The following is a 23,787-nucleotide window of genomic DNA, read 5'->3' on the forward strand; positions in this document are numbered from 1 at the left end:
GCGGTTACGTCGTCCGACGGATGCCCGGGCGGGGACGGACCGCAGAACCTGGAGGGACCACGGCACCCACCACGTCAGGAGCACCGCATGGCCAGCCCCACCCCCGTCCAGACCCTCGGCGTCATCGGCGCCGGCAACGTCGGCTCGCAGATCGCCCGACGCGCCACGCAGGTCGGCCTGGACGTCGTCGTCGCGAACTCGCGCGGACCGGAGACGCTCGAGGAACTCATCACCGAGCTCGCCCCGCTCGCCGGTGCCGCGTCGGTGGCCGACGCCGCGAAGGCCGCCGACGTGGTCGTCGTCGCGATCCCCGTCACCGGGTACGCGGCACTGCCGGCGGAGGCGTTCACGGGCACGGTCGTGGTCGACACCGGCAACTACTACCCGGAGTACTCCGGCCCCGTCGAGGAGCTCGAGCAGGACCAGCACCCCACGACGTCGGAGCTGCTGCAGCGGGCGCTCCCGGGGGCGTCGGTCGTCAAGGCGTTCAACAACCTCGGAGCCGCCGACGTCACCACGGACGGCTCCCCGGCCGGCACCCCCGGCCGCCGGGCCCTGCCGGTCGCCGGCGACGACGCGGACGCGAAGGCGGTCGTGAGCGGCCTGCTCGACCGGTTCGGGTTCGACGTCGTCGACGTCGGGCCGCTCAGCGAGGGGTGGCGGTACGAGCGCGACCAGCCCGCGTACGGCGTCCGACTCGACCGCGACGGCATGACCGCGGCACTCGCCGCGGCACGTCGGTCCTGACCGGGAGGCACGGCGATCGTGACCGACCTGATCCGCACCCCCTTCCCGGCGTCGGCCACCGCGGCCGACGTGCTCGCCGACGTCGACCTGCACGGCCGGCGGTACCTCGTCACGGGCGGCGGTTCCGGCATCGGAGCCGAGACCGCCCTGGCCCTCGCAGGTGCCGGTGCCGAGGTCGTCGTGGGCGTCCGCGACCCCGCCCGGGCCACCGCGACGCTCGGACAGACCGGCCGGACGGCGGGCCGCGTGCACGTCCGCCCGCTCGACCTCGCCGACCTCGCCTCGGTCCGCCGGTTCACCGATTCCTGGACCGACGATCGTGTCGGTCCCCTGCACGGGGTGGTGGCGAACGCCGGCGTGATGGCGCTGCCCGACCGGCAGCTCTCCGCCGCCGGGTGGGAGATGCAGCTCGCGACGAACCACCTCGGACACCTCGCGCTCCTGCTCGAGCTCCGCGACGCCGTCGCCGAGTCCGGCGACGGACGGGTGGTGACGGTGAGCTCCACCGCCCACCTGCGCTCACCGTTCCACTTCGAGGACCCGCAGTTCGCGGAGCGCCCCTACGACCGCTGGGCGGCGTACGCGCAGTCGAAGACGGCCGACGTCCTGCTCGCCGTGGGCGTCGCCGAACGGTGGGCGGCGGACGGCGTCACCGCGAACAGCCTCATGCCCGGGTGGATCACCACGGGCCTCCAGCGGCACCTCGACGACGACACCCTGCGCGCGATGGGTGCGATGGACGAGGCGGGCAACCGCATCGAGCAACCGTTCTACAAGACGCCTGCGCAGGGTGCCGCCACCTCGACGCTGCTCGTCGCCTCACCGCTCCTGTCCGGCGTGACCGCACGGTACTTCGAGGACAACCAGGAGGCCCCGGTGCTCGACGACGGCACGGGTCACGACCGCGGTGTCGCCCGGTACGCCCTCGACCGGGGGAACGCCGACCGCCTCTGGGAGCTCGGCACGAGCGCGCTCTGAGCGGATACGTCAGCTGACGGATGCCGCATCGTCGGCCCCGCTGCGAACGTGGGGACCGCCCCACCCATCCCACCGACATCCCGACAAGGAGCAACACCATGGCCGGAAACCCGAAGGGCATCGCCCTCGAACCCGCCGCGCAGGAGTTCGTCGACGCGACGTCCACCCCGCCCTTCCTCAACGAGCTGCCGCCGGCGGAGGGCCGGAAGGCCGTCGACGCGGTCCAGGACACCCCGATCTTCAAGCCCGACGTCGACGAGGAGTGGCTCGAGATCGCGGGCGGCCCCACCGGCACCGTGAAGATCCGCCTCGTCAAGCCGGCCGGCACGACGGCGAACCTGCCCGTCATCCTGTACGTGCACGGCGCCGGCTGGGTCTTCGGCGACGCCCACACCCACGACCGACTCGTGCGGGACCTGGCGATCGGGTCGAACGCCGCCGTCGTCTTCCCCGAGTACGACCGCTCGCCGGAGGCCGGCCACCCGGTCGCCCTCGAGCAGTCGTACGCGGCGGCGCAGTGGGTCGTCCGCGAGGGCCGTGACAAGGGCCTCGACGCGTCCCGCTTCGCGGTGTCGGGCGACTCGGTCGGCGGCAACATGGCGATCGCGCTGTCGCTGCTCGCCGCCGAGCGCGGGGACGTCGAGTTCGTCAAGCTCGTGGCGTTCTACCCGGTGACGGACGCCGCGTTCGACACCGGGTCGTACCAGGAGTTCGCCGAGGGCTACTTCCTCACCCGCGCCGGCATGCAGTGGTACTGGGACCAGTACACGACCGACGAGGCGGTCCGTGCGCTCCCGACGGTGTCGCCGCTCCGCGCGCCGCTCGAGACGCTCGCGACCCTGCCCGAGACGCTGGTCATCACCGCCGAGGCGGACGTGCTCCGCGACGAGGGCGAGGCCTTCGCCGCACGGCTGCGCGAGGCCGGCGTCAAGGCCACGAACGCCCGCTTCGGCGGCATCACGCACGACTTCGTGATGGTGAACTCGCTGCACGACACCGAGGCCGCGAAGCACGCGCTCCTGCTGGCCACCGCCTCGCTGCGCACGGCCCTGGCCTGACGGCGACGGGCGCGGTGGTGACCCGACCCACCGCGCCCTCCCGTCCGTCCGTCGGTGCGTCCGTCCGACCGTCCACCAGAGAGCACGACCACGACCACCGAGGAGCAGCCGTGACCGAGACACTCGAGACCCTCGTCGCCCGCGAGGAGATCCGCACCCTGCTGGCGACCTACGCCCGGGGCGCCGACCGCCGCGACGCCCGCCTCGAGGCGTCGGTGTTCACCGAGGACGGCGTCGTCGTCCTCTTCCAGGGCGATCCGTCGACCACCGAGCCGGTCGACACGATCCGCGGGCGTGAACGCCTCGAGGAGACGTTCGCCGGCCTCGTCGAGCAGTACGACGTGACGACGTACCTCAACGGCCAGTCGACCATCCGGTTCACCGGAGCCGACGAAGCCGAGGGCGAGACGTACTGCGTCGCGTTCCACGTCCTGCACGAGGGCTCCGAGCGGACCCTCCTCACGATGTCGATCCGCTACCTCGACCGCTTCGTCCGGGTGGACGGCGCGTGGGCGATCGCGGTCCGACACCTGGTGTTCGACTGGACCGACCGCGCACCGTCCCACCCCTGACCCCGACCACACCCACCTCCCGACCGTCCGGAGCCCACCGTGTCCCAACCCCTCGAGTCCCTCATGCACGCCAACCTGTTCGACGTGTTCGGCGAACGCGACCCCGACCGTCGACGGGCGGCGATCGAGCGCACCTACGCTCCCGACGTCGCCTTCCTCGACCCCGACGAGGTCGTCGTCGGGCACGATGCCCTGCACGCCAAGGCCCAACGCCTGCTCGACGAGGCGCCCGGCTTCGTCTTCTCCCCCGCCGGACCGGTGTACGAGAACCACGGCATGGGGTACCTCGCCTGGCACTTCGGCCCGGAGGGACAGCCGCCGGTGGTGTCCGGGATGGACATCTGCTTCATCGAGGGCGACGTGATCGCGAAGGTCTACACGCTCCTGACGAGCGCTCCGCCCGCCTGACGGTCGGCCAGCCCGCGCCGGACGCCCTGCCATGATGGTCGGGCGTCCGGTGGTCGGGCGACGGGAGGTGACGGTCGATGGCAGGACAGGACGAGGTCCCTCCGGAGTCGCCGTACGCGTTCCTCACCGACGAGCAGATCCGGGTCTGGTACGCCTGGATGAAGCTGCAGCTGCGCCTCCGGTACGAGATGAACCGGCAGCTCCGCGCGGACAGCGACATCTCGCTCGCCGACTACGACGTCCTGGTCGCCCTGACGAGCGAGCCGGACGGCGTGATGACGATGACCGCCTTGGCCACGCGCATCGGCTGGGAGCGCAGCCGCGCCTCCCACCACACGAAGCGCCTGGCCGAGCGCGGCCTCGTCGAGCTGCGTCGCTGGGACCAGGACCGTCGGAGCACCGCGGTCGCGCTCACGGAGGACGGCTGGCGGACCCTGCGTGACGCGACTCCCGACCACACCGACCTGGTCAAGCGGATGTTCTTCAGCGGACTCGACAGCGCCGAGCTGCCGGGCTTCGCCGAGGTCCTCGAGCGCGTGTACGAGACCGTCATCGACCACGGCACCCTGCCGCGCCCCGCCGACCACCCGTAGGGGTCGCCGGCTTGCCGACCACGACGCCACCACGTAGATTTGGGTGAAAGATCACGCAAATGGTGGGGGGGGATCGGCGATGGGCGCAGACGGACCCGGGGCGGGCCTCCAGGCCGGAGCCGACGGACGCGTCCTCCGCCTCAGCACGGACGAACAGCGCCCGCTCCTCGGTCGCGACGAGGAACTCGCTGCCCTGACGGCCCTGCTCGACCGGGCGGGCGAGGGCGGGACGGCGGTGCTCGTCGAGGGCGAGGCCGGGATGGGCAAGACCGCCCTCGTCGCCGCGGTCGAGGCACACGCCCGCCGCGCCGGGCACCGCGTCCTCCGGTGCACGGGCGTCCAGGGGTCGAACGCGGTCGGGTTCGACGGCCTCCACGAACTGCTGCACCCCCTGCTCCCCTACGCCGACGCCCTGCCGGAACGACAGCGCGGTGCACTGCTCACCGCGCTCGCCCTCCACGACGGCCCCGTGCCGGACCGGCTCCTCGTGAGCACCGCGGCCCTCGGCCTGCTCGAGGAGGCCGCCGCGCACCGCCCGGTCCTCGTGCGCGTCGAGGACCTGCACTGGGTCGACCGTTCGAGCGCCGAGGTCCTCGACTTCATCGGGTTGCGGCTCTCGAACGCGCCGATCGTGGTCGTCGCGACCGCCCGGACCGGGCACGATCCCGTCAGCGCGTTCCCCTGCTCCGCCGCTCGCCTCGAACTCGGTCCGCTGCGGGAGGACGCCGCGGAGGCCCTGCTCGCCGAGCGTGCCGGGGGGCTGTCGGAGACGGCTCGTCGGCGCATCCTCGCCGAGGCCGGCGGCAACCCGCTCGCCCTCCGCGAGCTCCCGGCCGCGCTCGCCGCCACCGGCGCCGCCGGGACCTCCCTCGCCACCCGGCTCCCGACCACCCGCCGGCTCGAGCAGGCGTTCCTCGACCAACTCTCGGCCGTCCCGGCCGGCAGCCGGGCACTCCTGGTCCTCGCGGCCGCCGCCGACGACGCCGTGCTCCAGGACGTCATGGCGGCCGCGCGCACGATGGACCTCGGACTGGCCGACCTCGGGCCGCTCGAGGTCCGCGGGCTCCTCCGCACCGACCTCGCCACCCTGCACTTCCGGCACCCGCTCCTCCGGTCCGCCGTCCTCGGCAGCGCGACCGCCGCGGAACTCGCCGCCGCGCACCGCGCGCTCGCGTCCGTCGCCCGCGACGAGACCCGTGCTGCCTGGCACCGGGCCTCCGCCACGTTCGAGCGCGACGAGACGATCGCCACCGACCTCGAGACCGTCGCGCGTCGCGCCGAGCAGCGCGGCGCACGACCGGAGGCGGTCCGCGCCTACGAACGCGCGGCCACGCTGTCCCAGGGGGACGCCGGGCGGGCCCGTCGGCTCGGACGGGCGGCGGAGACCGCGCGCGCCGCCGGCATGACGAGCGAGGCGCTCGAGCTCCTCGAGCAGGTGGACGCCCTGGCCGGCGACCCGGACACGGTGACCGCCACCGCCGTGACCCGCACCGTCCTCAGCCTGACCACGGGATCCCCCGGCGCGGGCCGCATCGAGACGGACCACGTCCGGTCCGTGCTGGGCGGCGCCGAGCACACCGACCGGCTCGTGGAGGTCCTCTGGGTCTGGGCCCTGAGCGTCCGCGGGCGGAACCTGCCCCGCGCCGAGTGGCACGCGATCGAGACGCAGCTCCGTGGCCTGTCCTCCGCGAGCCCGCTGAAGCCGGTCGCCCTCGCCCTGCTCAACCCGTTCGGCACGGCTCCCGCGGCCCGGGCGGACCTCCCGCACCTCGTCCCCCAGCTCACCGACTCCCCCCTCGGCATCGCCTCGCTCGCGATCGCCGCCGAGTCCCTCCAGGACCTCGAGACGGCGCTGACGTGCTGGGAGCTCGCCTACGAGCGCGCACACGAACTCGGCGCCGTGGCGGACGAGGCCCAGGCCCTCCGCGGGCGTTCCACGATCCTCCTGCTCCGCGGGCGGATCCGGGACGCCGTCGCCGACGCCGAGTACGCCGTCCGGATGGCCACCGAGAGCCAGCTCCCCCTCGTCGCCGGCATGGCGTACGGCACGCTCGCCCGGGCACACGCACTGCTCGGCGACGCCACGGCTGCCGAACAGGCGCTCCGCGACGGCTCAGCGCGGTCGCTGGGCGGACGGCTCGCACTCGCCAGTGCCGACGCACGCTGGGCGGCGGGCCTCGTCGCGCTCGGACAGCACCGCCACCGGGACGCCCAGGTCGAGTTCACCCGCATGACGGTGCACCCGACTCGCTCGCTCTGGGCCATCGCCGACCGGACGGAAGCCGCCGTACACGGCGGCCGACCGGAGTCCGTCGCCGAGGCCCTCACCGAGGCCGAGGCCGTCGCCAGCACCTTCCGGTCCGCGCACCTCACCGCGCTCGTGCTCCGGAGCCGGGCGTTGCTCGCACCGCCGGAGCACGCCGAGTCCTACTACCTCCGGGCCGTGGAGGCGGGTCAGCTCAGTGAGTCCCCCGTCGAGCTCGCGCGCACGCGCCTGCTGTTCGGCGAGTGGCTCCGCCGGGAACGCCGGGTCGTGGAGGCGCGGACGCACCTCCGCGAGGCGCTCAGCGAATTCGTCGCCGCGGGCGCCGCCGGGTTCGCCGCCCGGGCCGCGGCGGAACTCCGCGCCGCCGGCGAAGCCCCGCCGAACGGCCGCTCCGGGCCGCCGGCGGCGAGCGCGCCGCTGACCCCGCAGGAACTGCAGATCGCCCGGCTGGCGGCAGCGGGGATGTCGAACCGCGAGATCGCGGACCGGATCTACCTGTCGCACCGCACGGTGAGCACCCACCTGTACAAGGTCTTCCCGAAGCTCGGGGTCAGCAGCCGCGCCGGACTCGCGGAGGCGCTCGCCGCGTCCGGACACGCCGACCAGGACTGAGCGGCCCGGGAGTACGTCAGTCGACGGATGCCGGGTGCAGGGCACGCCTGCCACGCTCGTCGGACGGCCCCTCGGGCCGTGGGTGGGCAGCCGTCGATCGCCCACTCCTGGTGCCGGGGACCGCCTCCGGCAGACACGGCCTGGAGGCACGGTGCCGCACCCGACGCAGGACCCCGCAGACGACGCGGCAGCGCGCCTGCCGGACGCGCCGTCCGCCTTCTCCAGTGCGCTCGTCACCGAGCACTTCGTGCTCCCTCGCGGACACCGACTACGCACGGGGCTACCTGGCGGTGGTCGTGCCCGTCGTCGTCCTGCTCGGGGTGTTCACGTACGAACGACTCGTCCAGACCTCGCTCGAGGACGTCGTCGCGCTCGCCGCGATGCAGCGGATCCGCCGGTGGTACGGCACGATCCTGCCGGGCGCCGGGCGGTACTTCCCCCTCCCGGGCACACGGGCCGCGCCGAACGAACTCATCGACATCGGCCTGCGACTGTCGTGGCGCGGGGTCTTCTCCACGCTGTCGAGCGCGATCGCGGGCGTGAACTGCATCGTCGCCGGCGCGGGGGCAGCGCTCGCGGCGTCGTCGGTGACGGGGCCGGGCGGCACGGTGGTCACGGGCGTGGTGACCGCCGCCGTGCTCGCGGTCCTGCACGGCCTGTACCAGGAGCGCCGGTACGCGCGGGTGCTGGCACTGCTCCGGCAGGTGGAGTCCGCTCCACCACACGACGCCGCCCAGCACCCGTGACCCGCCGACCAGATCGAGATGGACTGACACCATGACCGAACCACTCCTCTCCGCAGCGGGTCTCACCAAGTCGTTCCCCGGCCCGGACCAGGTGCGGGTCCCGGTGCTCCGCGGGATCTCGCTCGCCGTGCAGCCGGGCGAGTTCGTCGCGATCGTCGGGCCGAGCGGGTCCGGCAAGTCGACGCTGCTCTACTGCCTGTCCGCCCTCGAGCCGTACGACAGCGGGTCCGTGTCGATCGCAGGTCAGCGGCTCGAGACCCTCCGGCCGAAGCAGCTCCAGGCCCTGCGCCGCTCCACCGTCGGGTTCGTCTTCCAGTCGTTCAACCTGATCCCGTCCCTGACGGCGCGTCAGAACATCGCCCTCCCTGCCAGCCTCGCGCACCGACCGGTGTCGGCGACGGAGGTCGACGCCGCCCTGGCCGCGGTCGGGCTCTCCGACCGCGGTGACCACCGACCGGGCAGCCTCTCCGGTGGGCAGCAGCAGCGGGTCGCGATCGCACGGGTCCTGGCGTCCCGGCCCGAGGTCGTCTTCGCGGACGAACCCACCGGCGCGCTCGACACCACGGCCGGCGACGCGGTGCTCGGGCTCCTGCGACAGGTGGCCACCGGCACGCGAGCGGTCGTGATGGTCACCCACGACCTGGAGGCCGCCGCCCGCGCCGACCGGGTGCTCGTGCTGCGCGACGGCACGGTCCACCGGGAGCTCGTCCGTCCGAGCGCCGGTCAGGTCCTCGACGCGCTCACCGCTGCCGGACAGGAGGCGTGACGGTGTTCCGACTCGTCCTCAGCGACCTCCGGTCGAACACCGGCATCTGGGTCGGCGCCCTCGTCGTCACCATCGCGACGGCGGCTGCCGCCGCGGTCGCGGCGGCGATGCTCGAGACGGGGCTCGCGCTCGTCGCCGCCGGGTCCGAGCGCGATCTGTTGCGCGCTGCCGGCCTCGCCACGGTCGCGACCCTCGTCGTCGTCCTGACGGTCGTCGCGGTCGCGGCCGTCCTCGGCAGCGTGACGCGCCTCACGATCGACCTCCAGCGCCGCGGGTACGCCCTCTGGCAACTCGTCGGGGTCCCGTCCCGCAGTGTCACGGTCATCGTGCGGCTGCAGCTCGCCGTCGTCGCCCTCGTCGGCAGCAGCGTCGGGTGCCTGGTCGTCGCGCCGGTCGTGCCGGCCGTCCTGCACGTCGGTCTCTCGGCCTCCGACGGACTCCGGGACCTCCACGAGCGCTTCGGTGTGGTCAGCGGCGTCGCGGTCGTCGTGAGCGTCACGGCGGTGGTCGTGCTCAGCAGCCTCCGGTCGTCCCGGCGGGCGGGGCGGGTCCGCCCCGTCGAGGTCCTCCGAGACCCGGAGGACGCGCAGCGCGGGACCGGATGGGGTCGATGGGCGGGGGCCGGTGTCGCCGTCGCGCTCGCGGCCCTCATGACGTCCACGCTGGCGGCGGCAGGCGTCCGCGCCGGGGCCCAGGTGGTGCTCATCGGTCCCCTCGTCACGGCCGCCCTGGTCGCCGTCGGTCCGACCCTGTTCCCGGCCGTCGTCCGCACCTGGACGAGGATCGTGCCGGCGCACCGCTCGGCCTCCTGGTTCCTCGCGCGCAACGCGGCGGCCTCCGCCGTCGGCCGGAGCACCGCCACCGTCAGCGCGCTGGTCATCACCATCGCCCTCCCGGGCAGCATCACGGCCGGGTTCGCCACGCTCGGTGACGCGATCGGACGGTCCACCGGTGCGACGCTGACCGGTCTGGCTCCGCAGAGCTTCCTCCTCATGCTCGGCGGACCACTCCTCGTGTCCCTGTCCGGCGCTGCGGCGACGGTCCTCATGGCCGGGCGCACGCGAGAGCAGGAGGCCGCGCTCGTCGAGGCCGCCGGCGGGTCCCGCGGTGTCGTCGTCGCCCGGGCCGCGTGGGAGTCCGTCATCCTCGTCGGGACGGCCGTGCTCGTCTCCGCCGTCGTCCTCGTCGTGACGAGCTGCGGGCAGGCGATCGCCCTCGGCGTGTCCGTCCCCGGGACCGTCCCGCACCTCGGCCTGGCGGCGGCCGGCCCGGCGGCCCTCGTCAGCCTCGTCCTCATGGTGGCCGCCGGCACGCTCCCGCTCGTCGTCGGGCGGCGCCGCAGCATCCCGCTCGTCCTCGCCGCGGACTGAACCCCACCCACCCCGACCGTGTCGGGCCTCCCGACCGGACCGCCCTGCTCCGCCGTCCCCGCCGTCCCCGCCGGGCCGGCGCACCCTCCCGCTCCCCGAACCAGGAAGGCCGCACCATGCGCATCCTCTTCTCCGGCGTGCCCGCGCTCGGACACCTGCTCCCCCTCGTCCCGCTCGTCCGTGCCGCCCGGTCGGCGGGGCACGAGGTCGCCCTCCTCACCAGCGGCGGCATGCGTGACGCCCTCGCCGCGGAACTGCCCGGCGTGCCGGTCCTGGCAGCCGGCCCCATGCCTCCCGAGCTGTTCGCGGAGGTGGCGCGCCGCATCCCCGGCAGTGACCCGGCGAACCGGCCGGAGCCGGAAGCCGTCGCCGAGTTCTTCGCCGGGACCCGCGTCGACCTCACCGTCGACGACGCCGTCCACGGTGCACGGGCGTGGGGTCCCGACGTGGTCGTCGCGGACGCGGTCGACCTGGTGGGACCGCTCGTCGCGGCGACGCTCGGCGTGCCGTACGCCGTCGTCGCCTTCGGCCCGGAGGTCCCCGAGGAGTTCCGGCGCCCGATGACCGAGCTCGTGCTCCCCCGCTACGGTCGCCGGGGACTCGTGCCGTCCCCGCCGGTCGCGCTGCTCGACCCGACGCCGGCGTCCCTCCAGGCCCGGGGGTGGACGCAGCACCCCCTGACCATCCCGTTCCGGGCGGAACCGCACACCCGTCCGGACGACGCCGCTCCGCTGCCCCCGCTCCCGACCACCGACCGACCGCGCGTGCTCGTCACGCTCGGGACCGTGTTCGGCGACGCCGCACTCCTCACCGCGGTCATCGACGCCGTGGACCCGGACGAGGCGGACGTCGTCGCCACGGTCGGAGTGGTCCGGGAGCACCTCGAGGACACCGACCACGTCCACCACGTGCCGTTCCGGCCGATGCGGGACCTGCTGGACGGCGTCGACGTCGTCGTGAGCGCCGCAGGTGCGGGCACGGTGCTCGCGGCGGCGAGCGCCGGCATCCCGATGGTGCTGCTCCCGCAGGGCGCCGACCAGTTCATCAACGCCGCACGTGCCGCCGAGGCGGGCGTGGCCGTGGTCGTGGACGCGCCCACGGCCGTCCGGCCCGCGGTGCACCGGGTGCTCACCGAGGACGTGTTCGCCGCGGCAGCGCGCCGGGTCCGGCAGGAGAACGCGTTCCGTCCGAGCGCCGCGGACGCGATCGCGGCGCTCGTCGACCGTGTGTCGCCGGCTCCGGCCGACACCACTCGGCCCTGACCCGCGTCGGGCCCGGGGAGGACCCGGACCGGTCAGTCGTCGACCGGCCCGGGTCCTCCGCGGCCCGGGCCGAGGACCGTCTCCGTGAACCGCCGCGCGTCCTCGTCGTCGTGGTCGACCAGTCGCATGCCGAGCAGCGTGTTGACGAGCATCCCCTTCGCGAGGAACGCCTCGGCGGCCGACGGCGTCAGGTGGGCTTCCTCGCTGAGGAACCGGAGGATGCGCGTGAAGCCGTCGCGGGCGACCGGTCCGATGACGGGGTCCGCGCCGAGCATGTACGACTGCATGACGATGAGGTGGACGCCGTCCTCGGTCGCGAGCGTCCGGTAGGCCTCGCCGAGACGCGACTCGACCGTCCCCGGCTGCCCGTCGTCGAGCGCGGCACGGAAGGTGTCCAGGACCGCTTCGAGGCAGCCGTCGATGACCGCGAGGAACAGGTTCTCCTTCGAGCCGAACATCCGGACGACGTAGGGCTGGCTGATCCCGGCGGCCTTCGCGATCCGCTCGGTCGTGGCCCCGTGGTACCCCTCCCGGGCGAACACCGCGGCCGCAGCGGCCAGGGTCGCCTCCCGTCGCTGGCTGCCCGCCATGCGCTCCGCCGTCCTCGGAACCGGACCCCTTGCCGTCGTCATGACCCGAGGGTATCATCCGATTCCATGAGTAATGAATCGATTACTAATCGGCCGCTCCGCCCGTCGGGTCGTCCCCCGCTCCGGCGCGCCCTCCCCGTCCTCGTCGTCCAGGTGCTCGTCGCCATGGCCGTGGCCGGTGCGTTCGCCGGTCTCTACATCGGGCTGCAGCAAGCCCCCACGCCACACCACCTGCCGGTGGCCGTCGTGGGCAGCGAGCTCGCCGACGCAGCGTCCGCGGCCCTCGGCGGGTCCGCCGACGTGCACGCCGTCGACTCCGCGGCGGCCGCTCGCGCCCTGGTCCGCTCCCACGACGTCGTCGCCGCGCTCGTCCCCGGAGCAGACGGGTCGACGCTCGCGGTCGCCGGCGCGGACGGGCGCAGCGCGACCGGTGCGGCGACCGCCATGCTGACCCGGGTGGCGGACGCCGGCGGTGTGCCGGTGACGCGCACGCAGGACATCGTGCCGCTCGTGGCCGCGGACGGCCAGGGCATCGCCGGCTTCTACCTCGTGTTCGGCACCACGCTCGCCGCCTTCGTCCTCGCACAGATCATGAACTCGCTCGGCGCCCTGGCCGGTCTGCGGGTCCGCGTCGTCGTCACCGTCATCGGCAGCATCGCCGCGGCCGTCGTCGTGGCCGTCATCGCAGGTCCGGTCGACGGTGCCGTGCCGGCCGCCACGGGTGTCGTCATCGGCGTCCTGGCGCTGCTCGCGGTGGCCGTGTCACTGTCCACCCTCGCCGTCACCGCACTCCTCGGACCGATCGGCGTCGTGGTGTCCACGCTCGTGTTCACCACGCTCGGCAACGCGACCAGCGGCGCGACGGTGAGCACACACCTCCTGCCGCCGCTCCTGTCGGCCGTCGGCGGGGCCCTGCCGCCCGGAGCGGCCTTCGGTGCCGTGACGGCAGCCAGCTACTTCGACGGCGCCGGGACCGCCCGCGCGCTCCTGACCCTGGGCCTCTGGATCGTCGGGGCGACGATCGTCGTGTCCGCCACGGCCGCGCGTCGCCGCCGGCGCGAGCTGACCCTGACGACACCGGCCCGGACCGCTGACGGACGGAGCAGGTCCACACGGAGCACGGCCGCGCGGGCAGAGGCGTCCGATCGGGCTGCCGTCGCGGTCGGCGACCCTCAGGACAGCCGCTCGTAGTGCTCGATCGTCGGGCGGATCCGGAGCACCGCGAGGACGGAGCGGAAGCGGTAGGTGCCACCGCCGACCGTGACCCGGTACCGGTGCCCCTGCTCGAGCTCGGCCGCGAGGTCACCCTGGTTGTCGGCGGTCACGTCGTCGAACAGCACCAGGGTGCCGCAGTCGGAGGTCGAGAACCGGATGTACGGCCGGTGTCCGCTCTTCCCGCTCGTGGTCCCGACCGCCACGGCGTCGAGCGTGCAGTCGACCGTCACCGGGTGCGCACGGTCGTACGACGGCAACCCGAGCAGGGTGGCCATCGCGAGCACCATGCCGACCAGCACCAGCAACGCCGTGACGAAGCGGAGCCGCGCGCGCACCGGGTGGCGCCGGGCGGACTCCCGCCCCCGCGCCCGCCTGGTCTCCTCCAACGCGGTCTTCGAGTACCCGTGCCGTCCGCCCACCCACTCCCCCTCGTGATCGTCGCCATACTGGCAGAACCGATGACGTCCCGCCGGAGGCGACACGAGCGGGAGGGGACACGAGTGGGAGGGGACACGGGTGACACACGCGGGACCGAGTGACCGGGGGCGGGTGGCCGATCGGGCGCGCCGCGCCTGGGACACGATCCGACGGACGACCCCGGCGGACCGGCGGGGCTGTCTCGTCCTGCTCGCGGGCGTCCTGGCGGGACTGCTCCTGCTGTCGAGCGCCCTCGCGCTGCTGTGCGCCGTGGTCGCCCTGCCGCAGCACCTCACCGCCCTGCACGACGACACGCACCGACGGGAGGACGGGCACACGTCGACCGGCGTCGTCACGGACATCCGGGAGACGCGCCACGTCGGGGACCCCGACTGGACGGAGTACGTGCCCTTCGTCCGGACCGACGTCGACGGCGCGACCGTGACGATCCTGATGCGCGACGACTCCGCCGATGAGCAGGGCGTCTACCACGTCGGGCAACGCCTCCGCCTGGTGTCCGACCCGGACCACCCGGGCGTGCGCCGGGTCCTGAGCGACCACATCCGGGACGGGCTCACCGGCGCGGTCAGGACGTGGACGATCGTCCTCGTCGTGAGCGCCGTCGTGTTCGTCCCGCTCATGACGGTGACCGTGGTGTGGATCCGGCGCGAGGACCGCCGGAACCGGGAGCGACGGATCGAGCGAGCGGCGGAACGGATCCGCGAACGCGAGGTGGAGGAGGCCCGCGACCGTCGACGTCCATCGTCCGCCTGAGTCGGCGCCATCCTCCGTGCTTCCTGGACGCGGACCCGGGTTCGCATCTCGATCGCCTATCGTGACGAACAGCGCGATCGCGCGAACACCCCACGCCGGTGCGGACCGGCGGCGACGGAAGGTCGGTCTGCGTTGACCACCACCCCGATCCAGCCCGGATACACCCGCACCCGGCCCGCCTCCGGCCCGAGGGGCTCGAGCACGTCCACGTACTCGGCCGTCCTCGCGCAGGTCAAGGAGCACGACCTGCTCCGGCGCCGCACCGGGTTCTACTGGTCGCTGTTCGGGTCGCTCGTCGGCACGCTCGCGCTCGCGTGGGTGGCCTTCGCGGTCCTCGGCGAGTCGTGGTTCCAGCTCATCGTGGCGGGCGCACTCGGCGTCGTGTTCACCCAGTTCGCCTTCCTGTCGCACGAGGCCGCGCACCGCCAGGTGTTCGCCTCCCAGCGCTGGAACGACCGGGCCGGCCGGTACGTCGGCACGTTCCTGGTCGGCCTGAGCTACTCGTGGTGGATGACGAAGCACACGCGTCACCACGGCAACCCGAACACCATCGGCAAGGACCCCGACATCGCCGCCGGTGTGATCCGGTTCACGCCGGAGGACGCCGCCGACACGCGCGGCGCGCGGAGCGTCTTCACCCGGTTCCAGGGGTGGCTGTTCTTCCCGCTGCTGACGCTCGAGGGCATCAACCTGCACTGGTCCGCCGTGCACACCGTGCTGACCGGTGGCGACACCAAGGCCGACCGCAGGGCCCGCGTCCTCGAGGCCACGCTGCTCGTGCTCCGCTTCGGGATCTACCTCACCGTGGTGTTCTGGTTCCTGCCGTTCGGCATGGCGTGCGCGTTCCTCGGCGTCCAGCTGGCCGTGTTCGGCGTGATGATGGGGGCCTCGTTCGCCCCGAACCACAAGGGCATGCCGACCATCGCCCACGACGCCAAGGTCGACTTCTTCTCGCGGCAGGTCCGGACGTCGCGGAACATCCGCGGCGGCTGGTGGGTGTCCTTCCTCATGGGCGGCCTCAACTACCAGGTCGAGCACCACCTGTTCCCGTCGATGCCGCGTCCGGCGCTCAAGAAGGCCCGTCTGCTCGTCCGCCAGCACTGCGAGACGCTCGACGTCCCGTACACCGAGACGACCCTGCTCCGCTCGTACGGCATCGTCGTCCGCTACCTCAACCGGGTCGGCCTGGCCGCCCGCGACCCGTTCACCTGCCCGATGGTCTCGGAGCTCCGGATCCACTGACCGACCGGCGGACCACGCCGCGCTCCCACCCGTACGATCGACGGACACCCATCGTCGACGGAGACGGAGCCCGGCATGACCACCACTGACCTCGCCCACCCGACGGACGCAGCGGACGCCGGCCGGTCACCCGCGGACGGCCCGCGCCACCACGCGACCGCCTCGGTCGCCGCGGTCCTCGCCGAGTCGGCCGCCCGGTACCCGGACGACGTCGCGGTGATCGTCGGCGAGCAGCGGACCACCTACGCCGAGCTCTGGGAGCAGACCCTCGCGTACGCCGGGGCGCTCCGAGCCCGTGGCGTCACCGAGGGCAGTCGGGTCGCGATGCTCATCCCGAACGTGCCGGACTTCCCTCGCGTCTACTACGCCACCCTCGCGCTCGGCGCCGTCGTCGTGCCCGTGCACGCACTCCTCAAGCGGCACGAGATCGAGTACGTGCTCCGCGACAGCGGCGCCGCCCTGCTCGTCTGCGCCGCCCCGCTGCTCGCGGAGGGCGCGGCCGGCGCCGCGCTGGCCGGCGTGGACGTCGTGACCGTGCTCGCGCCTCCCGGCCAGGAGGACGCCGACGACGCCATCCCACCCCGCCTGGAGGCCCTCGCCGCGTCGAGCGCGCCCCTCACCACGCTGACGCCCCGCGACCCGTTCGACACCGCGACGATCCTGTACACGAGCGGCACCACGGGGCAGCCGAAGGGGGCCGAGGGATCGCACTTCGCCCTGCTCGAGCAGGTGAACACGCTCCTCATGAGCACGTTCGACATGCGACGGGGGGACGTGTTGCTCGGCGCGCTGCCCCTGTTCCACACGTTCGGGCAGACCTGCACGATGAACACCGGCTTCCGCGCGGGCGCGACCATCGTCATGCTGCCGAAGTTCGACGGCGACGCCGCCCTCGCCGCGATGGTCGAACACGGCTGCGGCATCTTCATGGGCGTCCCGACGATGTACATGGGGCTGCTCGACGCCGCCACACGCACCGACGCCCGACCCGAGCTGCGGTACGCGATCTCGGGCGGGGCCTCGTTGCCGCTCGCCGTGCTCGAACGCTTCGAGGTGGTGTACGGCGCCCCGATCCACGAGGGCTACGGCCTGACGGAGACCTCCCCCGTCGCGGCCTTCAACCACGTCGGGCGGACTCCCCGCCCAGGCACGATCGGCACACCGGTCTGGGGCGTCGAGGTCGAGATCGCCGACCCCGCGCTCCAGGACCGCGTCGAGCTGCTCCCGCACGGCACGATCGGCGAGCTCGTCATCCGCGGGCACAACCTCATGAACGGCTACCGCAACCGACCGGACGCGACCGCGGCGGCCCTGGTCGACGGGTGGTTCCGCACGGGCGACCTCGGGACGAAGGACGACGACGGCTACCTCACCATCGTCGACCGCACGAAGGACATGATCATCCGCAACGGCTACAACGTGTACCCGCGCGAGGTCGAGGAGGTGCTCGCGGCGCACGAGGACGTCACGATGGCCGCGGTGTTCGGGATCCCGCACGACGTGCACGGCCAGGAGATCGCCGCCGCGGTCGTCCTCGCCGACGGTGCCACCACCACCTCGGACGAGCTCGTCCGGTACGTCGCGGACGCCATCGCGGCGTACAAGTACCCGCGGGTCGTCCACGTCGTCGACGCGCTCCCCCTCGGTCCGAGCGGCAAGGTGCTCAAGCGCGCCCTCGTCGACCGGTTCGGGGTGCCGGCCGGACCGGAGCAGCCCGGGGGCGACGTCTGACCCATGCCGCTCCGCTCGGCCGGGTGGAGCTGATCACGGACCTGCGGCGAGCCGACTGGCTCGTGCCGCGCCTCCAGGCCTTCGGCACCGTCGCCGGCACGGTCGGCGCCGACTTCGAGGGGTACGTCCGCATCCTGCATCCGCTGTCGGCGTTCCGGGAGGACCCGTCGAGGCCCGAGCGACACGGCGAGCCCGACGACGACGCCGTCGTCGAGTCCGGCACCTGGCGATGGTCCGACGTCGCCGTCCGGACCGGACGGACCATCGAGGCCGGGACCTCGTGGCGCACGGTCAGCGGGAGCCGCGAGGACGACGTGCTGTTCGACGACGGCTGGCGCGTCGAACCGCCGGCCGAGGGATGGCTCGAGCCGGGCCTCCTGGCCGCGCTGACCCCGCACCTCGCCGCTTCGACGGCGACGCCGTCCGACCTGGTGGCCGCGATCTGGGACGGCTGGAGCGACCTGAGCGGCGGCGCCACCCTCGCCTCCGCATGGGAGGGCGGAACGCCTTCTCGGGCAGAGCGAGTCGCTGCCGAGTCGGAGTCCGCGCAGCTGCGCGCTGCGCACGAGGCGTCGCTCCGCGCGGTCCGCCATGCACTCGCCGCCCCCCGACTGCACCTGCCGTACCGCGAGCACTTCCTGGTGCGCACGACGCTCGCGGACTGGGCCGACCCGACCTGGACCGAGCGCGCGGCGATCGCGGACGGCGTCCCGCTCGCCCACACACCGCAGTTGCTGTGGCCGGAGGACCACGCCTGGGTCCTCGGGACGGAGATCGACAGCGACTCGACGCTCGTCGCCGGGCCGCGACGGCTCGTCGACGCGGTCCTCACAGACGGTCGGTTCGAGGCGTACGAGGTCGACCCGGCCAGCGGCCTGCGCTGACGCCGGCCGACGTCGTCCCGCGCAGCTCGACGCGGAGGCCGTCGGGCGTCCGGACCGTCCTGCCCCGGACGCGGAACACGTCGGCGAGCACGTCGGGTGTGAGCACGTCCTCCGGTGCGCCCGCGGCGGCGACCCCTCCCTCGTCGAGGACCACGAGGTGGTCGCAGTAGCGCGCGGCGAGGTCGAGGTCGTGCAGCACGACCACGACGGTGCGCGAGCCGGCGGCGAGCAGGTCGAGGAGCTCGAACTGGTGGTGCACGTCGAGGTGGTTGAGCGGTTCGTCGAGGACGAGCACCGCGGGTTCCTGGGCGAGCGCGCGGGCGATCTGCACCCGCTGCCGCTCGCCGCCCGACAGGCCGCTCCACCGCCGCTGCTCGGTCCCGGCCATGCCCACGTGGGCCAGTGCCTCCCGGCAGATGCCGTCGGCGTCGTCGTCGAGCGTCCCGAGCCGGGACCGCCACGGGAGCCGACCGAGTCGGACGACGTCGAGCACCCGGTGGTCGATGTCCGTGTGCGCCTGCTGTTCGACGAAGGCGAGCCGACGGGCCACCGTCCGACGCGTGCGTGTCCGGAGGTCGTCACCGTCGAGTGTCACGGTGCCCCGGTCCGGAGGTGTGACGCCCGCGAGGCACCGGGCGAGCGTCGACTTGCCGGAGCCGTTGGGTCCGACGATCCCGGTCATCCGCCCGCTCGGCGCGAGCAGGTCGACGCCGACCAGCAGGTCGATGCCCTGCACGGAGCGCCCCAGGTCACGCGCGCCCAGGGCCCCGGAGGCGTCACCAGTGGTCGTGCCCGCGGTCATGCGCGCTGTCCGCGGCGGAGGACGACCAGGAACGTCGGCACCCCGATGAGCGCCGTGACGACGCCGACCGGGATCTGGTGCGGTGCGAGCGCCAGCCGTCCGGCGAGGTCCGCGACGACGAGGAACACCGCGCCGGCGAGGGCGGACACCGGCAGCAGGAGCCGGTGTCCGGGACCCACGAGCATGCGGGCCGCGTGCGGCACGACGAGTCCGACGAACCCGATGGCCCCGACGGCGGCGACGACCGCGGCGGTGGTCGCCGCCGCCCCGACGAGCACGACGATCCGGAGCAGCCGGACGTCGATCCCGAGCGCCACGGCGGCGTCGTGGCCGAACACGAACGCGTCGAGCGCCGGTGCCACGGCCACGAACACGACGGTGGCGAGGGCGACGACGACCGCACACACGACGACCGAGGACCAACGCGCCGCTGCGAGCGAGCCGAGCAGCCAGTAGGTGATGCCACGCGTGGCGTCCGCGTCCCCCCAGGCCGTGACCACGAGCGACGTCACGGCCGAGAAGAGCTGGCCGACGACGACGCCGGTCAGCACGACGCGGCTCGTACTCGCGGTGTCCCGCCCCATGAGCGCGAACACGAGCGCGAACGAGACGAGACCACCCACGAGCGCTCCCCCGGCGAGGGTGACGGACCCGGCGCCGAGGCCCAGGACGAGGACGAGGACGGCCCCCGTCGAGGCTCCGGAGGAGATCCCGAGCAGGTACGGCTCGGCGAGCACGTTGCGCGTCACCGCCTGCAGCACACACCCGCACACCGCGAGTCCCGCTCCGGCAGCCGCGGCGAGCAGGACCCGCGGGAGCCGGAGTTGCCACACGACCGAGTCGGCCAGTGGCGGCAGCGGCGTGAGCGGCACGCCCAGGTGGGTGCCGATCGAGCGGACCGTCTCCGTCCACGTGATCGAGCCGCCCGCGAGCGTCACGCCGGCGACGACGACCGCGACGAGCGCCACCGCCAGCGCCGGCACGACGAGGGTGCCCCGCAGGGCGGTCGGGGTCACCGGCGGGCGAGCACGACGAAGTCGTCGAGGTACTGCCAGACCGGACCGACCTCGGCGAACCCGGCGACCTCGAGCGCTGCCGTGTGGAACGCGAGGCTGAGCTCCGGGTTCGGTGGCCGGAGTGCGAAGCGGCGCTCCCGCTCACCCGCGAGACGGCCGTACCGTTCGACCGCGGTGACCTCGGCGAACCACTGGTCCCAGTCCAGGGCACCCGCGGCACGGTCGGTACGCTGCGTGCGCTCGTCGTCGCGGGCGCTGAGCTCGGCGAACAGGGTCCGTCCGTCGAGGTGGCGCAGGTGGTCGGCGTTGAGCACGACCCCGCCGGGAGCGAGGAGCCCTCCGAGGTCGTTGTACACACGGCTCAGCACGTCCGACGGCAACCAGTGCAGGGCGGTCGAGCTGAGCACCGCGTCGGGGACCGCCCCGTCGAGGCCGGCCGTCCAGTCGCGGTCCCACAGGTCGGCGTCGACGAAGCGCACCGGCTGCCCGGCGAGCGCCGTCCGCCCGAGCTCGAGGAGCACCGGGTCGAAGTCCACGGCGATGCAGGTGACGTCCGGCCGGCGGGCGAGGACCCGTTGGCTGATGGAGCCGGGTCCGCTGGCGAGGTCGAGCACGACACCGCCCTCGGGCACGACGTGGTCGACGACGTCGAGCATGACCGTGAAGCGCTGCTCCCGGTGCGTGATGTACGCCGCCTGCTGGGCGTCCCAGGCGGCCAGGAGGTCGAGCGCGCGCTCGGTCTCGGCGGTGGTCGGGGCGTCGGTCGTGGTCGTGGTGGTGGTGGTCATCGTCGTTCCTCGGCGTACGCGGTCAGGGCGGTGGACACGGTCTGCAGGGCGTCGATGCTCCGCACCGACGGGTCGAGCTCGGTGGCCGGGACGGCGACGAGGTGGTCGTCACGGACGGCGCTGAGCCCCTTCGTCACGGCGTCCGAGCGCAGCTGTGCGATCTTGTCGTCGGCGCTGTCACCGGGCAGGCCACGTGACAGGTCGGCAACCACGATCACGTCCGGGTCGCGCTGGGCGATCTCGTCCCAGCTGGTCTCGCCCCACTGCGCGTCGAGGTCCTCGAACGCGTTCGTCGCGCCGGCGACCCGCCCCATCGTGTCGGCGAGCCCGTTCCCGCCGGCGACCACGGGTGCGCCGTTCACGGACGAGTAGAGCCAGGCGACGGAGGGCTTCCCGGTGTCGGATGCAGCTGCGGTGACCTGCTCGAGCGTGTCCCGCTGTTCGGCGACGAGGTCGCGGCCACGCTGGTCGACCCCGAACACCCGGGCGATGTCCGTCACCTCGTCGAGGATCGCGTCGAAGCCGACCTCGTCGGGGACGAGGGCGGGGTCCTCGCAGTCGTTCGCCGACAGGTACGCCGGCACGCCGAGGTCGACCAGTTCCTGCCGGCTGCCCGCGGCCTCGGAGGCGAACGCGGAGGCACGCATCGAGTAGACGAAGTCCGGTTCCGCCTCGCGGAGCTGCTCCGTGGTCGGGTACTGGTCGGCGAGGACCGGCACGTCGTCGTACGCCTTCCGCCACTCCGGCGCGACGGCGTCCGTGAGGTAGCTCGTCCCGACCATGCGGTCGTGCAGACCGAGGGCGAGCATGACCTCGGTCGCGCCCTGCTCGAGGGTCACCGCACGCTCGGGAGGCGCGGCCACGGTGAGCGGCATGCCGCAGCTGGTCAGACTGGTCGCGCTCGACGGGGACCCTGCTGGGCGGTCGGCAGCAGTCGGGCTCGCGCACCCGGCCATGGTCAGTGCGATGAGTGCCACAACCGGAATGAGAATCGTTTTCACGACGTCACCGTACGGGGTTGCCAGGATGCGCACCAAATCCGGGCGGAGGCGTACGCCGCGCGGCGCGGCCGGGTCGCCCGCCGGGACCGAGGCGAGTGTGCTCCCGGGAGGACTCGTCAGGACGGGAGACCATGACAGCACTCGTCCGGAACGCTGCCGTCGTCGGGGGATCGCGGCCGCCGCCGCGCTCGCACCCACCGCCGCTGACCACGTGCGTGCTGAGCACGGGGCGCTGACCACGCGCGTGCGGAGCACGGGGTCGGGGCGCCCTCTGGTCCGGTGGGCCCTGCCGGGATCGAACCGACGACATCCACGGTGAAAGTGCGGCGGTTGGTGCCGCGGTCCTCCGCAGGCGCGCCGCGTGTTCGCGAACTGGCGGTGGCATCTTGACAGCGTGCGCGATCTGCGGCGAGCCGATCAGCTACGGCATTCGAGGGTTTGGTCGAGCGCACTGGTACCACGACGAGACCGGAATGGTCTCGTGCCAGGGAGTCGTAGGTCCGGTCGTCCCACCTCGCTCAGTCGCGACTCCGAACGCGTGACGATTGCACGGCGCGCCTACTTGACTTTGGTGTCGGAGGGGGTGCGGCAGACTAGGAGGCTGGCGATGACGCCAGTGCCGGTTTCCCTGCCGGTCGACCCGAATGGCGACGTGACTCACCACCACCTGCTCGATGACTTCGCGGACCACCAGCGCGCTGCTGGCCTCGCGCAGACCACCATCCGTAACCGATCCTCCGTCCTCCGCACCGCCGAGGCCGCGTGCGGGCCGCTGCACGAGGCGACGACGCTCGAGCTGCGCCGGTTCCTCGGCGCTCCTGGCCTGACCCCGGGCACGCGCCGCACGTACCGCTCGGCGCTGCGGGCGTTCTACGCCTTCCTCGCGGACGAGGGCGTGTGCCAGGACCCCACGGCTCGTCTCGCGCCCGTACGGGTCGCACGCGGGCAGCCGCGCCCGTTCACGCAGGAGCAGGTCGACCGCATGCTGTCGTCCGGCGCGTACCGGCGCACGCGGGCGATGATCCTCCTCGGCTACTACCAGGGGTTCCGAGTGTCGTCGATCGCGGCGGTGCACGGGCACGACGTCGACCTGATCGGCATGACCATCCGCACGGTCGGGAAGGGCGGGAAGGATCGCACCCTGCCGCTGCACCCGACCGTCGCCGAGCTCGCGGAGACGATGCCCCGCGACGGCTGGTGGTTCCCCGCTCGAGGCGGGCGCGACGGGCACGTGTCCGGGCACTCGGTGTCGGAACTCGTCACCCGTGCCAAGCGGCGCGCCGGCATCACCGACCCGAAGCTCACCGCCCATTCACTGCGCCACGGCTTCGGGACCGATTTGGTAGAAGAGGGCGTCGACATTCGGGTCGTGCAGGAACTCATGATGCACGAGTCCCTCGCGACCACGCAGATCTACACCGGAGTCAGCGAGCACCGCAAGCGCGAGGGCTTGCACGCACTCCCACCGAGGACGATCCCGGTGCGATCCGGACGACGCGCCGCATGAGGGCGGTCAACCCCAGGCGCGGTCGCTGACTTTCCGCGCCGGGTTGCCGGCCCACACCTCGCCGGCGGGAACGTCCTTCGTGACGACTGAGTTCGCGCCGATCACTGCGCGAGCACCGATGTGGCGGTCGCTGGTTCCTGTGAGGATCACGGCGCCCGTGCAGAGGATCGCGCCGTCGCCGATGTACGTATCGCCGGGGTACTCCCCGTCGAGGCGAGCCCTGCCGATGGTGACGTGGTGGTAGATGCGGACGTCGTCGCCGATCTTTACCCGAGGGTGCAGCACGGTGCCGACGCCGCGGTGCTCGATCGTGAGCCGCTGCCCGACCTCGATGGACGCCGGGCAGTCGAACCCGATGGCGTACCCGACTTGACGGAGGAATGCGCCGAGCACCGGAACGCGCCGGTACTCGACGATCAGCGAAGTCAACCCCATGCGGTGA

24 protein-coding genes are annotated in these 23,787 nt (G+C 73.4%); 17 read left to right on the forward strand and 7 right to left on the reverse strand.

Annotation, left to right across the window (positions count from 1 at the left end):
- Positions 1 to 87: 87 nt before the first annotated feature.
- The 11 genes from DEI91_RS09525 to DEI91_RS09575 all read left to right on the forward strand — a co-directional run bounded on the left by DEI91_RS09525 (position 88) and on the right by DEI91_RS09575 (position 11,378).
- The gene (locus DEI91_RS09525) at positions 88 to 747 is read left to right on the forward strand and encodes an NADPH-dependent F420 reductase (protein WP_111052064.1); all 660 of its coding nucleotides are present in this window, start codon (positions 88 to 90) and stop codon (positions 745 to 747) included.
- 18 nt (positions 748 to 765) lie between these two features.
- Positions 766 to 1,725 carry an SDR family NAD(P)-dependent oxidoreductase gene (locus tag DEI91_RS09530; protein WP_181439549.1) on the forward strand — a complete coding sequence of 320 codons (960 nt, stop codon included), beginning with the start codon at positions 766 to 768 and terminating at the stop codon, positions 1,723 to 1,725.
- 98 nt (positions 1,726 to 1,823) lie between these two features.
- Positions 1,824 to 2,783, forward strand: a complete 960-nt coding sequence (locus DEI91_RS09535; protein ID WP_111052066.1) for an alpha/beta hydrolase — start codon at positions 1,824 to 1,826, stop codon at positions 2,781 to 2,783.
- A gap of 110 nt (positions 2,784 to 2,893) precedes the next feature.
- Positions 2,894 to 3,355, forward strand: a complete 462-nt coding sequence (locus DEI91_RS16265; RefSeq protein WP_181439550.1) for a nuclear transport factor 2 family protein — start codon at positions 2,894 to 2,896, stop codon at positions 3,353 to 3,355.
- Positions 3,356 to 3,394: 39 nt separating this feature from the next.
- Positions 3,395 to 3,763 (forward strand): nuclear transport factor 2 family protein, encoded by a 369-nt coding sequence (locus tag DEI91_RS09545; protein ID WP_258374372.1) that lies wholly within the window; start codon positions 3,395 to 3,397, stop codon positions 3,761 to 3,763.
- A 77-nt stretch (positions 3,764 to 3,840) separates the two neighbouring features.
- Entirely contained in the window at positions 3,841 to 4,356 is a 516-nt protein-coding gene (locus DEI91_RS09550; RefSeq protein ID WP_111052069.1) for a MarR family winged helix-turn-helix transcriptional regulator, read from the forward strand.
- A gap of 79 nt (positions 4,357 to 4,435) precedes the next feature.
- Positions 4,436 to 7,234: a LuxR family transcriptional regulator gene (locus DEI91_RS09555; RefSeq protein ID WP_111052070.1), complete on the forward strand. Its 2,799-nt coding sequence runs from the start codon at positions 4,436 to 4,438 to the stop codon at positions 7,232 to 7,234.
- Positions 7,235 to 7,458: 224 nt separating this feature from the next.
- Positions 7,459 to 7,980, forward strand: a complete 522-nt coding sequence (locus DEI91_RS09560) for a hypothetical protein (RefSeq protein WP_111052071.1) — start codon at positions 7,459 to 7,461, stop codon at positions 7,978 to 7,980.
- A 31-nt stretch (positions 7,981 to 8,011) separates the two neighbouring features.
- Positions 8,012 to 8,746, forward strand: coding sequence for an ABC transporter ATP-binding protein (locus DEI91_RS09565; protein ID WP_111052072.1), 735 nt, complete (start codon positions 8,012 to 8,014; stop codon positions 8,744 to 8,746).
- Entirely contained in the window at positions 8,743 to 10,116 is a 1,374-nt protein-coding gene (locus tag DEI91_RS09570) for an FtsX-like permease family protein (protein WP_111052073.1), read from the forward strand. Before DEI91_RS09565 ends, DEI91_RS09570 begins: the two co-directional genes overlap by 4 nt.
- 116 nt (positions 10,117 to 10,232) lie before the next feature.
- Positions 10,233 to 11,378 (forward strand): glycosyltransferase, encoded by a 1,146-nt coding sequence (locus tag DEI91_RS09575; RefSeq protein ID WP_111052074.1) that lies wholly within the window; start codon positions 10,233 to 10,235, stop codon positions 11,376 to 11,378.
- Positions 11,379 to 11,410: 32 nt separating this feature from the next.
- Here DEI91_RS09575 and DEI91_RS09580 read toward each other — a convergent pair whose 3' ends face one another.
- Positions 11,411 to 11,968: a TetR/AcrR family transcriptional regulator gene (locus tag DEI91_RS09580; protein ID WP_111052075.1), complete on the reverse strand. Its 558-nt coding sequence runs from the start codon at positions 11,966 to 11,968 to the stop codon at positions 11,411 to 11,413.
- Positions 11,969 to 12,034: 66 nt separating this feature from the next.
- Between DEI91_RS09580 and DEI91_RS09585 the strand changes: the two genes are divergently transcribed.
- A complete protein-coding gene (locus DEI91_RS09585) occupies positions 12,035 to 13,159 on the forward strand; it encodes a hypothetical protein (RefSeq protein ID WP_146244259.1) in 1,125 nt (374 codons plus the stop codon).
- Here DEI91_RS09585 and DEI91_RS09590 read toward each other — a convergent pair.
- Entirely contained in the window at positions 13,141 to 13,602 is a 462-nt protein-coding gene (locus DEI91_RS09590) for a hypothetical protein (protein ID WP_111052077.1), read from the reverse strand. The two genes, DEI91_RS09585 and DEI91_RS09590, sit on opposite strands and share 19 nt — an antisense overlap.
- A gap of 130 nt (positions 13,603 to 13,732) precedes the next feature.
- Between DEI91_RS09590 and DEI91_RS09595 the strand changes: the two genes are divergently transcribed.
- The 4 genes from DEI91_RS09595 (at position 13,733) to DEI91_RS09610 (ending at position 18,231) form a co-directional block, all read left to right on the forward strand.
- A complete protein-coding gene (locus DEI91_RS09595) occupies positions 13,733 to 14,374 on the forward strand; it encodes a hypothetical protein (protein WP_111052078.1) in 642 nt (213 codons plus the stop codon).
- Positions 14,375 to 14,506: 132 nt separating this feature from the next.
- Complete coding sequence (locus DEI91_RS09600; protein ID WP_111052079.1) at positions 14,507 to 15,616, forward strand: acyl-CoA desaturase; 1,110 nt, start codon at positions 14,507 to 14,509, stop codon at positions 15,614 to 15,616.
- A gap of 75 nt (positions 15,617 to 15,691) precedes the next feature.
- Complete coding sequence (locus tag DEI91_RS09605) at positions 15,692 to 17,347, forward strand: long-chain fatty acid--CoA ligase (protein WP_111052080.1); 1,656 nt, start codon at positions 15,692 to 15,694, stop codon at positions 17,345 to 17,347.
- A 23-nt stretch (positions 17,348 to 17,370) separates the two neighbouring features.
- Positions 17,371 to 18,231, forward strand: coding sequence for a hypothetical protein (locus DEI91_RS09610; RefSeq protein WP_111052081.1), 861 nt, complete (start codon positions 17,371 to 17,373; stop codon positions 18,229 to 18,231).
- Here DEI91_RS09610 and DEI91_RS09615 read toward each other — a convergent pair.
- From DEI91_RS09615 to DEI91_RS09630, 4 genes are read right to left on the reverse strand one after another with little or no spacing between them, the layout of a single operon-like run.
- Positions 18,176 to 19,033 (reverse strand): ABC transporter ATP-binding protein, encoded by an 858-nt coding sequence (locus tag DEI91_RS09615; RefSeq protein WP_111052082.1) that lies wholly within the window; start codon positions 19,031 to 19,033, stop codon positions 18,176 to 18,178. The genes DEI91_RS09610 and DEI91_RS09615 overlap by 56 nt on opposite strands.
- Positions 19,030 to 20,049 carry an iron ABC transporter permease gene (locus DEI91_RS09620; RefSeq protein WP_258374373.1) on the reverse strand — a complete coding sequence of 340 codons (1,020 nt, stop codon included), beginning with the start codon at positions 20,047 to 20,049 and terminating at the stop codon, positions 19,030 to 19,032. The genes DEI91_RS09615 and DEI91_RS09620 overlap by 4 nt, the downstream gene beginning before the upstream one ends.
- Positions 20,046 to 20,837 (reverse strand): trans-aconitate 2-methyltransferase, encoded by a 792-nt coding sequence (locus DEI91_RS09625; RefSeq protein WP_111052083.1) that lies wholly within the window; start codon positions 20,835 to 20,837, stop codon positions 20,046 to 20,048. The genes DEI91_RS09620 and DEI91_RS09625 overlap by 4 nt, the downstream gene beginning before the upstream one ends.
- Positions 20,834 to 21,712: an ABC transporter substrate-binding protein gene (locus DEI91_RS09630; RefSeq protein ID WP_181439551.1), complete on the reverse strand. Its 879-nt coding sequence runs from the start codon at positions 21,710 to 21,712 to the stop codon at positions 20,834 to 20,836. The genes DEI91_RS09625 and DEI91_RS09630 overlap by 4 nt, the downstream gene beginning before the upstream one ends.
- A 778-nt stretch (positions 21,713 to 22,490) precedes the next feature.
- On the opposite strand from DEI91_RS09630, the gene DEI91_RS09635 reads away from it, so the two are divergent.
- Positions 22,491 to 23,345 (forward strand): tyrosine-type recombinase/integrase, encoded by an 855-nt coding sequence (locus DEI91_RS09635; RefSeq protein ID WP_181439552.1) that lies wholly within the window; start codon positions 22,491 to 22,493, stop codon positions 23,343 to 23,345.
- 6 nt (positions 23,346 to 23,351) lie between these two features.
- On the opposite strand, the gene DEI91_RS16840 is transcribed toward DEI91_RS09635, so the two are convergent.
- Positions 23,352 to 23,780: a serine acetyltransferase gene (locus DEI91_RS16840; RefSeq protein ID WP_111052086.1), complete on the reverse strand. Its 429-nt coding sequence runs from the start codon at positions 23,778 to 23,780 to the stop codon at positions 23,352 to 23,354.
- Between the last annotated feature and the right edge of the window lie 7 nt (positions 23,781 to 23,787).

Source organism: Curtobacterium sp. MCBD17_032 (genome assembly GCF_003234855.1).
Classification (GTDB): domain Bacteria; phylum Actinomycetota; class Actinomycetes; order Actinomycetales; family Microbacteriaceae; genus Curtobacterium.

Coding starts and splice junctions, on each gene's coding strand:
- DEI91_RS09525 (WP_111052064.1), top strand. CDS start 88: ATGGCCAGCCCCACCCCCGTCCAGACCCTCGGCGTCATCGGCGCCGGC.
- DEI91_RS09535 (WP_111052066.1), top strand. CDS start 1,824: ATGGCCGGAAACCCGAAGGGCATCGCCCTCGAACCCGCCGCGCAGGAG.
- DEI91_RS09550 (WP_111052069.1), top strand. CDS start 3,841: ATGGCAGGACAGGACGAGGTCCCTCCGGAGTCGCCGTACGCGTTCCTC.
- DEI91_RS09555 (WP_111052070.1), top strand. CDS start 4,436: ATGGGCGCAGACGGACCCGGGGCGGGCCTCCAGGCCGGAGCCGACGGA.
- DEI91_RS09565 (WP_111052072.1), top strand. CDS start 8,012: ATGACCGAACCACTCCTCTCCGCAGCGGGTCTCACCAAGTCGTTCCCC.
- DEI91_RS09575 (WP_111052074.1), top strand. CDS start 10,233: ATGCGCATCCTCTTCTCCGGCGTGCCCGCGCTCGGACACCTGCTCCCC.
- DEI91_RS09580 (WP_111052075.1), bottom strand. CDS start 11,968: ATGGCGGGCAGCCAGCGACGGGAGGCGACCCTGGCCGCTGCGGCCGCG.
- DEI91_RS09585 (WP_146244259.1), top strand. CDS start 12,035: ATGAGTAATGAATCGATTACTAATCGGCCGCTCCGCCCGTCGGGTCGT.
- DEI91_RS09605 (WP_111052080.1), top strand. CDS start 15,692: ATGACCACCACTGACCTCGCCCACCCGACGGACGCAGCGGACGCCGGC.
- DEI91_RS09615 (WP_111052082.1), bottom strand. CDS start 19,033: ATGACCGCGGGCACGACCACTGGTGACGCCTCCGGGGCCCTGGGCGCG.
- DEI91_RS09625 (WP_111052083.1), bottom strand. CDS start 20,837: ATGACCACCACCACCACGACCACGACCGACGCCCCGACCACCGCCGAG.
- DEI91_RS09630 (WP_181439551.1), bottom strand. CDS start 21,712: ATGCCGCTCACCGTGGCCGCGCCTCCCGAGCGTGCGGTGACCCTCGAG.
- DEI91_RS16840 (WP_111052086.1), bottom strand. CDS start 23,780: ATGGGGTTGACTTCGCTGATCGTCGAGTACCGGCGCGTTCCGGTGCTC.